Here is a 9,125-nt window from a genome sequence, read left to right as displayed (position 1 = left end):
GGCCCGCCGGAGGCCCCGCCCGGAGGACGGGACGGCCTCGATCGAGGACGCCCGGGCGTCGCCCTGGCGGTGCGGTCGCCGCGCGAGCCCGTCGTACGGCGCGACCCGCTCTGGCGGGCGCGGTCCTGACCGGCGCGGCCCTTGCCTGCGCGGCCCTTGCCCGGTCGCTCCTTACCGACGCGGTCCTCGCCTGCACGGTTCTCGCCTGCGCGGTTCTCGCCTGGGCGGTCCTGCCCGGCGCGCTCCCGGGAGCGCTCTTGGCGGGCGCGGGGCGGGCGGGCCCCCCTCGAGGCCGGCGTGGCCCGGCGACCGCCACGGGGTGGGTTCGGGTCTCTGCTCACCTGGGCGCGGGCGACTTTCCGGAGGCGCTTGCCGGTGTCCGGGCACGCGCCGGGTCTACGCGGTCACTCGATGCGGAGCCGTCCACGCGATCTCCTCAGCCGCCGGCCAGGATGAGGCGCTGCCAGACGAAGTCGTCGGCTCCCTCGATGGCGACGCTGGCGTCGAGCAGTTCGTTCATCGAGTCGGGCTGCCCGCCCCCGTTGCGCTGTACCCAGCTGACGATGACGTAGTGCCCGAAGGGCTGGCCGTAGGCGGCGCTGAATCCCGACCCGAAGTTCGACACCCCCGCGGCCTTCAGCGGCATGACGAACCCGGCGTTGGTCTGCGGGTCGAGGTCACGGACGATCTGGTCCGCGCCCTCCAACCGGTCGAGGTTGAGGGCGATGAACTGACCGGCGTGCCGTTTGTCGGCCGACAGGTAGGCCCCGCGCGCGACCTGCGAGCAGCCGTACTTGCGCAGGTCGTTGCGCAACCGCACGCCCCAGGCCACCCCAAGGCAGTCGTTGGTCAGGTGTGAGCCGACGAGGTTGAAGCTGTACTTGCCGTGGGTGACGGTCTTGACCTCGTCGGTGAAGACCTCTCCGGGGTTCAGCGGCCGCTGGTCGGCGCTGCGCAGGTTCAGCTTCACCGTTCCGCTGCTCGCGCCGGTGCCGACCCAGACGGTGGGCGGCGTTCCCGCGCCGATCCCGGCCTCCGAGCCCTTGTCGTCTCCGCCGGAGACCACCACGACGACCACCACCGCGATGATCACAACGAGGACCGCAGCGATGATCCCGATCAGCAGCTTGCGCGGAGCGCGCCGCTTTTCCTCGGGCCAGAAATCGTCCTCTTCGGTCTGCCGCGTCCTCATGGGCGAGCTCGTGTCGCTCACGATTCCTCCGATTCGCTCGGCCCACTCAGCGGGTCCGCCATTGCCGATGCCGCACGGACGTCGCGCCGTGTCAACGACGCCCACACCCGCTCTCGCTGAGCCCGTTCGCCGTCGGCGAGCTTAGCGCCCTCCTTGGACGCCGCGCGGGCGAACACCCGATTCCTCCGGTTTGTCACGGGTTAGATTCCGGCCGCGCCGATGAGAGAGCCGACGCCGAACGTGATCAGCGCGGCCGCTCCGCCCAGGGCGAACTGCCGCAGGCCGCCGAACCACCAGGAGCGTGCGGTGATCTTGGACACGACCGCGCCGGCCAGGAACAGTCCGGCGGCCGCGATGATCGCGGCCGGCACGAGGCTCGTCGCGCCGAGCAGGTAGGGGAGCACCGGGAGAAGCGCGCCCACGGCGAACGACAGGAACGACGAGCCCGCGGCCAGCAGCGGCGAGGGCAGATCGCCCGGGCTGACACCCAGCTCGGCCTCGGCGTGCACCCGCAGCGCCTCATCTGGGTCACGGGACAGCTGGCGCGCCACCTCGGCGGCCAGCTCCGGCTCCAGCCCGCGAGCCTCGTAGAAGCGGGCGAGCTCGGCCTGCTCGGCCCCCGGATGACGAGCGATCTCAAGCCGCTCCACCTCGATCTCGGCCTCGGCGAGCTCGGACTGCGAGGCGACGGAGATGTACTCCCCCGCCGCCATCGAGAAGGCGCCGGCCGCCAGCCCGGCCAGCCCGGCCAGCACCACGACCTTCTGGTCCGCCCGGCCGCCCGCGACGCCCGCGATGAGCGCGAAATTGGAGACGAGCCCGTCCATCGCGCCGAACACCGCGGGGCGCAGCCAGCCCCCCGTGACGTCCCTGTGCTCGTGATGGATCTCGGCTTCGGAGGTCGTCGGGCTCACGACGACTCCTTGTTGACCGCCTCCTTGGCCGGACGCCCGGCAGGCTCCTCGTCGGCCGGTCCTTCGTCGGCCGGCCGCTCATCGACAGGTACCTCCGGCTCACCCGGGGCCCCGTCGCCGACCTCGTCACCGGCCGCGTCGCCCGTCTCGTCGGTCGGCGCCACCGGCTGCTCGGCCGAAGTGGCCTGCGGCTCGGCCGACTCCGCGTCGGCCGGCTTCTGCTCTGCCTTCTCCGGCTCGGCGGGCACCGGGGGCTCCGCCGCGTCACCGGGCGGGACCTCGCCCTCGTCGGTCGCCGCGCTCGGCTCGGCGGATGCGGCGGATCCGGCGGACCCCGCGGCCGCGGCCTCCTCGGCCTCCTCGGCGGACGAGACCGTCTCGGCGTACTGTCCCCTGACCGTGACGACCTCCTCGTCCGTACGGTTGCGGGCCAGCCAGAGATAGGCCACCGCGCCGAGGAAGACGATCAGAGCCGTCCAGTTGTTGAGCCGCATCCCCAGGACATGGTGAGCGTCGTCGATGCGCAGCGACTCGATCCAGAACCGCCCCACCGTGTAGGCGGCGACGTAGAGCGCGAACGTGCGGCCGTGGGTGAGCCGGAACCGCCGGCCCGCCCAGATGACCAGGACGGCCACGCCGACGCACCACAGCGACTCGTACAGGAAGGTGGGGTGGTAGGTCGCGATGTCGGCGTACTCGGGATCCGCCGGCCGGTGCGCGGCGTCGATCTTCACGGCCCACCAGGTGTCGAGCGGCTTGCCGTACAGCTCCTGGTTCCACCAGTTGCCCCACCGGCCGATCGCCTGGGCCAGCGCGATGCCGGGGGCGACGGTGTCGCCGAAGGCGCCCAGCGAGATGCCCCGGCGCCGGCAGCCGATCCAGGCGCCCACGGCGCCCATCGCGACGGCCCCCCAGATCCCGAGCCCGCCGTGCCAGATCTTCAGCACGTTGATCGGGTCCTGCCCGTCGCCGAAGTAGCGCTGGTAGTCGGTGATCACGTGATAGAGACGGCCCCCCACGAGGCCGAACGGCACCGTCCAGACCGCGACGTCGACCACGACGTTCGGCGAGCCGCCGCGAGCGGCCCAGCGCCGCTCACCGAGCCAGATGGCGACGACGATCCCGATGATGATCATCAGGGCGTAGGCCCGAAGGGGAAGGGGCCCGAGGTGCCAGACACCGTCGGACGGACTCGGGAGATAGGCGAGCGGCTTCATGACGGGTGACGCTACCCTCCGGAAGGCCGCGCCCGCCTCAGGTCATCGTAGATGGACGACCTGAGGCACGGCACGAGGCGGACTCTACTTGCTCTTGCTCGGTGTGGCGCTCGGTGCGGCGCTCGGGGCGGGCGCCTGTGACGCCGGAGCCCCGAGGACCGCCTTCTCCAGATCCGCCTTGTTGTAGGTCGCTTTCTCATCCAGCTTGGTGCCGTTGAGATTCAGGGTCGGGGTGCCCTGGACGCCCGCTCTGGTCGCGTACTGGGTGGCCTGGTCGACGACGGAGTTCTTCTCTCCGCCGTTGACGCACTTCTCGAAGGCCGGGTCGTTGATGCCGGCCTCCTTGCCCCACTTGATCAGATCCTTGTTGCTGAAGCCCTGGCTGCCCTCGGCGGGCTGGTTCTTGTAGACCAGGTCATGGAAGGTGACCCATTTGTCCGCGGGGGCGCACTCGGCGGCGTTGGCCGCGCGCTGGGAGTTCGACTTCAGCGGCTCCTGCTGGAACAGCCGGAACGGCCGGAAGATGACCTTGGCCTTGCCCTCGGCCGCCAGTCGCTTGATCGTGTCGCCGTTGGTCTCCTCGAAGTTCTTGCAGGCCGGGCACTGGAAGTCCTCGAAGACCTCCAGGACGGGGCCGGTGACGCCGGCCTTGGCCATGACGACCGAGCCGTCGGCCTCGCGGGAGAGCGGCGCGAGTGCGCCCCGGTAGCCGTCCGGCGTGTCCTTGTTGGACTGAACGGCCACGAAGGCGACCACGACGACGGCGATCACCACGATGGCGCCCAAGGTGATCATGATCGCCCGGAGCCGCTTCTGCCGCTCGGCCTGCCGCCGGCGCTCCTCAGCCAGCCGGTCCCGGGCCGTACGCTCGCGCGCGGCCTTGCTCATCTCGTCTCCTTCGAATTCATCACTGCCCGTTCCTGCCGCACCACCCGGCGCACTTGACCGTCGACACGGCGGGCCTCCGGCCGCGCGGTCAGTCCTTGTACAGCCCGAGCAGGCGGTCCAACGCGAGCTTGCTGCGGGGGAACGCCGTGATCCAGGCCGCGAGTGCCAGGAATCCGGTGTCGCGCAAGATCTCCTGAAGATAGCGTGTCTCGCCCTTTTCGACGGCGCCTCCGCTACCGAAACAGCCACAGTCGATCGAAAGTCCCCGTGACCAGACCGAAATGATCCCGCCGATGAAAATGATCATCAGCAGGCCGGAGAACGCCGCGGTGAAGCGGGTGCCGAAGCCCACCAGGAGCAGCGCGGCGAGCACCAGCTCCAGGATGGGTAGACCGTAGCCGACCGGTGCGACCAGACTATCCGGCAGAATCTGGTACGAGGAGACGGCAAGCCTCTGCAGCGCGGGCGGCTCGGTGACCTTCGCCCAGCCGGCGTAGGCGAGCACGCCGGCCAGGCCCACCCGGCAGGCCAGCGTGATCCATGGCTGCAGCTTCGGCCAGGCGGTGCCGGCCGCCGGAACCACGGCGTCTTCGGTCGCCATCATCTCCTCGTCTCCGTCGATCGGCCGGGACACACGGGCCTGCGCCCGTGCGCGCCCCGGCGCGACGTACCTTACGCGGCGTCGCATAAGCGCGCTGTCAGAAGCCGGTCACCAATCCTGTCGGGTTCCACCCGCCGATGTCGACGACGTCGCCCCGTTCGCGGACGCGCGGCGGCCGGGCCGCCCGCTCACCGGCCCCGGCGCACTCCCTCGGCCAGCTCGGCGGTGAGTTCGCGTACCGCGTCCAGGCCCGCCTGTTCGGACGAGGCGTCGAGCAGCCTCCTGATGAACGCCGAGCCGACGATCACCCCGTCCGCGAACCCGGCCACCTCGGCGGCCTGATCGCCGTTGCCGACGCCGAGACCCAGCCCGATCGGCAGGGGCTCGGCGCTGGGCAGGCGATCCGACATGATCTTGCGGGTGCGCTCGACCAGACGTGCGGCGCCGGTGTCGACGACGGTACGGGCACCGGTGACGCCCATCAGCGAGGCGGCGTACACGAAGCCGCGGCTCACTCCCGTGATCTTCTCGATGCGTTCGTCGGTGGAGCTCAGCGCGACCAGGAAGATCCTGTCCAGGTCGCGGGCCTCCGCCGCCTCGATCCAGTCCCCGGCCTCCTCGGGAGTGAGATCGGGAGTGATGAGGCCCGCGCCGCCCGCCGACTTCAGATCCCTCGCGAAGGCGTCGACGCCGTACCGGTCGACCGGGTTCCAGTAGGTCATGACCAGCGTCGGCACCCCGGTCGCCGCCACCGCCTCGACCGTACGGAAGACGTCCGAGACATGGACGCCGCCGACGATCGCCCGGTGAACGGCGTCCTGAATGGTCGGGCCGTCCATCAGCGGGTCGGTGTAGGGCAGGCCGACCTCGATGACGTCGCATCCGGCCCGCACCATCTCCGTCGCCGCCCTGATCGCGCCCTCGACAGAGGGGAATCCCGCGGGAAGGTAGCCGACGAGGGCCGCCCGGCCCTCGGCCGCTGCCTTCTCGTACGCCTCGGCGACGCCGCCGGCCGGCGGGTTCTGCACATTGCCGTCGCTCACCGGCCCGCTCCCGCTTCCTCGTCCATGAGCCCGAACCACTGTGCGGCGGTGTCCATGTCCTTGTCCCCGCGTCCGGAGAGGCTGACGACGACGGTCGCGCCCGCGCCCAGGTCACGGCCGACCTTCAGCGCGCCCGCGAGGGCGTGGGCGGACTCGATCGCCGGGATGATGCCCTCGGTGCGGCACAGCAGCGAGAACGCGTCCATGGCCTCGGCGTCGGTGATCTCCTGGTAGACCGCGCGGCCGGTGTCGTGCAGCCAGGAGTGCTCGGGGCCGACCCCGGGATAGTCCAGCCCTGCGGAGATCGAGTGCGTCTCCAGGGTCTGCCCCTCGTCGTCCTGCAGCAGGTAGGTGCGCATGCCGTGGATGACGCCGACGGATCCGCCGACCAGCGTGGCGGCGTGCCGGCCGGTGCCGACCCCGTCGCCGCCCGCCTCGAAGCCGTAGAGCCGCACGTTTTCGTCCGGGACGAAGGCGTGGAAGATGCCGATCGCGTTCGATCCGCCCCCGACACAGGCGACCACCGCGTCGGGCAGCGACCCGGTCAGCTCGATCACCTGCCGGCGGGCCTCGACCCCGATGATCCGCTGGAAGTCGCGGACCATCATCGGGAACGGGTGCGGGCCCATGGTCGAGCCGATGCAGTAGTGGGTGCCGTCCACCGTGGACACCCAGTTGCGGAACGCCTCGTTGCAGGCGTCCTTGAGGGTGCGGCTGCCGGACTTGACGGGGATCACCTCGGCGCCGAGCATGCGCATGCGGGCGACGTTGAGGGCCTGCCGGACGGTGTCCTCCTCGCCCATGTAGACGACGCACTCGAGACCGAGCAGCGCCGCCGCGGTCGCAGTGGCCACGCCGTGCTGGCCGGCGCCCGTCTCGGCGATGATCCGCTTCTTGCCCATGCGGCGGGTCAGCAGCGCCTGCCCGAGCACATTGTTGATCTTGTGAGAGCCGGTGTGGTTGAGGTCCTCGCGCTTGAGCAGTATCCGAGCCCCGCCCGCGTGCTCGGCGAAGCGCGCCGCCTCGGTGAGCAGGCTGGGACGGCCCGCGTAGTTCTCCAGCAGGTCGGTCAGCTCGGCCTGGAAACGTGGATCGCTCTTCGCGGCGGCGTACTCGACGGTGAGTTCTTCCAGCGCGGTCATGAGGGCCTCGGGGGCGAACCGGCCGCCGAACCGGCCGAAATGGCCGCTGTCCGAGGGCGCGGCGGAGTCACGCCGCGCGGCGTCGATGGTCATCGATGTTGTCCTGTCGTGCTTGAAGGGGCCTGTCCGGTCAAGGGTGATACGGAAAGGCACGCCATCGTTCACGCGGCTGCGGCATGGAACAGATCCTACTTGCCCTGCCGGAGCGCCGGGTGCGCACCTGCGGCGACGAGGTCGGCGACGGCCGCGCGCGGGTCCTTCCCGGTGACCAGGCTCTCGCCGACCAGGACGGCGTCGGCGCCGGACGAGGCGTAGGCGAGCAGATCATGCGGACCGCGCACACCCGACTCGGCGATCTTGATGATGTTCTTGGGGATCAGCGGGGCGATCCGGCCGAAGACGCTGCGGTCCACCCTGAGGGTCCTGAGGTCTCGCGCGTTGACCCCGATGACCTTGGCCCCCGCGTCGACGGCTCGGGCGACCTCGTCCTCGGTGTGCACCTCGACCAGGGGGGTCAGCCCGATCGACTCGGCGCGTTCCACCAGCGAGACCAGGGCCGGCTGGTCGAGCGCGGCGACGATGAGGAGCGCGAGGTCGGCGCCATAGGCACGCGCCTCCCAGAGCTGGTAGGAGGTGACGATGAAGTCCTTGCGCAGCAGCGGCACGTCGACGTTGTTGCGCACGTTGGCCAGGTCGTCGAGACCGCCGCCGAACCGGCGCCGCTCGGTGAGCACGCTGATGACTTTGGCTCCGCCGGCCTCGTAGTCGCGGGCCAGCGCGGCCGGGTCGGCGATGGCGGCGAGCGCGCCCTTGGAGGGGCTGCTGCGCTTCACCTCGGCGACGACCGAGACGCCTTCGGACCTGAGCGCGCCGATCGCATCGAGCGGGGAGGGCGCGTGCCGGGCCATCTCCTTGAGGGCGTCGAGCGTGATCGCGCGCTGCCGCTCTTCGAGATCGGCCCGCACGCCTTCCAGGATGTCGTCGAGCACGCTCACACCCCCACCTCACCTAGCGGCTGATTGACGTGCTCGTGGAACTGCGGTGCCAAACTGTTCGCTCCGTTCCTCGCCTGGCGGCTCGTCACGTCGCTCACTGGGTCGGGTCCCCTCGTCAGCGGAAAGCGGTCCTTGCGTGCACCGATCGTATCCGGAAGGCCGACCCGCCTCCGCACCCGGGAGGCCGAAGAGTCCCGGGAGGACCGACCACGCGGCGCTGTGAACGGCGGCCTGCCTGCTAGGGGGCGAGCGCGTGCCCGACCGGAAGATTGCGTACGATCCAGTAAGCGATCAGCAAGACGCCCAGCGCCCAGGCCGCCGCCGGCCGCATGAGCCCGGTCGTCACCGGCCGGCCGCCGACCGCCGCGGCGAGCCATCGGATCCACAGGTAGCCGAGGACCGGGAGCAGCAGGAACGCGAGCGGGTTGCGGCCGAAGGCCTCGCCGACCTCACCGTGGACGAGCGCGTGGATCATGCGCAGGGAGCCGCAGCCGGGGCAGTACAGGCCGGTCGCCCACAGGAACGGGCAGGTGGGATAGTGCCCGGCCTCACTGGGATCGACCGAGGCCACGTACGCGGTCGCGGCGGCGGCCGCGCCGAGCAGCGCGAGCGGCGCGAGCGGCGCCGGCAGTGCGCGCCGCCACCGGCGTCCTGCCGGGACACGAGTCTGAGCCACCCGCCCAGCCTACGGTCCGTGCCCCGCTCCCGCATGCCGGTGCGTCGCCCGCCTGCGGCGGGGTCACAGGTCGGCGGCGTATCCGACTCCTCGGACGGTGCGGATGGGACTCGCCTCGCCGAGCTTCGCTCGCAGCTGCGCGATGTGGACGTCGACCGTGCGGCTTCCCGCGCTGGCCCCCGGCGCCCAGGCGGCGTCGAGCAGCCGCTCGCGGGTGTAGACCCGCCCCGGGTTGGCCATGAAGAAGGCGAGCAGGTCGAACTCGGTGGCGGTCAGTGCCGCCGGGCGGCCCGCGACGGTCACCGACCGGGTCTGCCGGTCGAGCGTGACCGCTCCCATCCGCAGCAGATCGGTGGCGTCGCCGGCGTCACGCCGGCGCAGTGCGTCGGCGACGGCGGTCACCAGCTGCCTCGGGCCGAAGGGCCTGCTCAGGCGGTGTTCGCCGAGGTCACGTGGA

10 protein-coding genes are annotated in these 9,125 nt (G+C 71.3%); all 10 read right to left on the bottom strand.

The features are described from left to right. Positions 1-436 precede the first annotated feature (436 nt). Positions 437-1,213, bottom strand: a complete 777-nt coding sequence (locus HKK72_RS31585) for a hypothetical protein (protein WP_187238092.1) — start codon at positions 1,211-1,213, stop codon at positions 437-439. A 179-nt stretch (positions 1,214-1,392) separates the two neighbouring features. Continuing rightward, positions 1,393-2,106 (bottom strand): VIT1/CCC1 transporter family protein, encoded by a 714-nt coding sequence (locus HKK72_RS31580; protein WP_315987550.1) that lies wholly within the window; start codon positions 2,104-2,106, stop codon positions 1,393-1,395. Beyond that, complete coding sequence (gene lgt / locus HKK72_RS31575) at positions 2,103-3,323, bottom strand: prolipoprotein diacylglyceryl transferase (protein WP_187238091.1); 1,221 nt, start codon at positions 3,321-3,323, stop codon at positions 2,103-2,105. The genes HKK72_RS31580 and lgt overlap by 4 nt, the downstream gene beginning before the upstream one ends. Before the next feature lie 84 nt (positions 3,324-3,407). Beyond that, positions 3,408-4,211, bottom strand: a complete 804-nt coding sequence (locus HKK72_RS31570) for a DsbA family protein (RefSeq protein WP_187238090.1) — start codon at positions 4,209-4,211, stop codon at positions 3,408-3,410. A gap of 88 nt (positions 4,212-4,299) precedes the next feature. Next, positions 4,300-4,815, bottom strand: coding sequence for a MauE/DoxX family redox-associated membrane protein (locus HKK72_RS31565; RefSeq protein WP_261987397.1), 516 nt, complete (start codon positions 4,813-4,815; stop codon positions 4,300-4,302). Between the two features lie 185 nt (positions 4,816-5,000). After that, the gene (gene trpA / locus HKK72_RS31560) at positions 5,001-5,855 is read right to left on the bottom strand and encodes a tryptophan synthase subunit alpha (protein ID WP_187238089.1); all 855 of its coding nucleotides are present in this window, start codon (positions 5,853-5,855) and stop codon (positions 5,001-5,003) included. Then, positions 5,852-7,090 carry a tryptophan synthase subunit beta gene (gene trpB / locus HKK72_RS31555; protein ID WP_187238088.1) on the bottom strand — a complete coding sequence of 413 codons (1,239 nt, stop codon included), beginning with the start codon at positions 7,088-7,090 and terminating at the stop codon, positions 5,852-5,854. The genes trpA and trpB overlap by 4 nt, the downstream gene beginning before the upstream one ends. A gap of 95 nt (positions 7,091-7,185) precedes the next feature. Beyond that, on the bottom strand, positions 7,186-7,992 hold the full coding sequence (gene trpC, locus HKK72_RS31550) for an indole-3-glycerol phosphate synthase TrpC (RefSeq protein WP_187238087.1): 807 nt from the start codon (positions 7,990-7,992) through the stop codon (positions 7,186-7,188). A gap of 238 nt (positions 7,993-8,230) precedes the next feature. Next, positions 8,231-8,668, bottom strand: coding sequence for a DUF2752 domain-containing protein (locus HKK72_RS31545; protein WP_187238086.1), 438 nt, complete (start codon positions 8,666-8,668; stop codon positions 8,231-8,233). A gap of 63 nt (positions 8,669-8,731) precedes the next feature. Continuing rightward, the coding region (locus HKK72_RS31540; protein WP_187238085.1) for a winged helix-turn-helix domain-containing protein at positions 8,732-9,125 on the bottom strand (394 nt) is incomplete at its 5' end.

It is taken from the genome of Actinomadura sp. HBU206391 (genome assembly GCF_014323665.1).
GTDB lineage: Bacteria > Actinomycetota > Actinomycetes > Streptosporangiales > Streptosporangiaceae > Actinomadura_C.
This window is presented reverse-complemented; position numbering and strand designations above follow the sequence as displayed.

What these genes read in the sequence shown, in the direction of transcription:
- HKK72_RS31565 (WP_261987397.1), bottom strand. Translation starts at nt 4,815, where the DNA reads ATGATGGCGACCGAAGACGCCGTGGTTCCGGCGGCCGGCACCGCCTGG.
- lgt (WP_187238091.1), bottom strand. Translation starts at nt 3,323, where the DNA reads ATGAAGCCGCTCGCCTATCTCCCGAGTCCGTCCGACGGTGTCTGGCAC.
- HKK72_RS31570 (WP_187238090.1), bottom strand. Translation starts at nt 4,211, where the DNA reads ATGAGCAAGGCCGCGCGCGAGCGTACGGCCCGGGACCGGCTGGCTGAG.
- trpB (WP_187238088.1), bottom strand. Translation starts at nt 7,090, where the DNA reads ATGACCATCGACGCCGCGCGGCGTGACTCCGCCGCGCCCTCGGACAGC.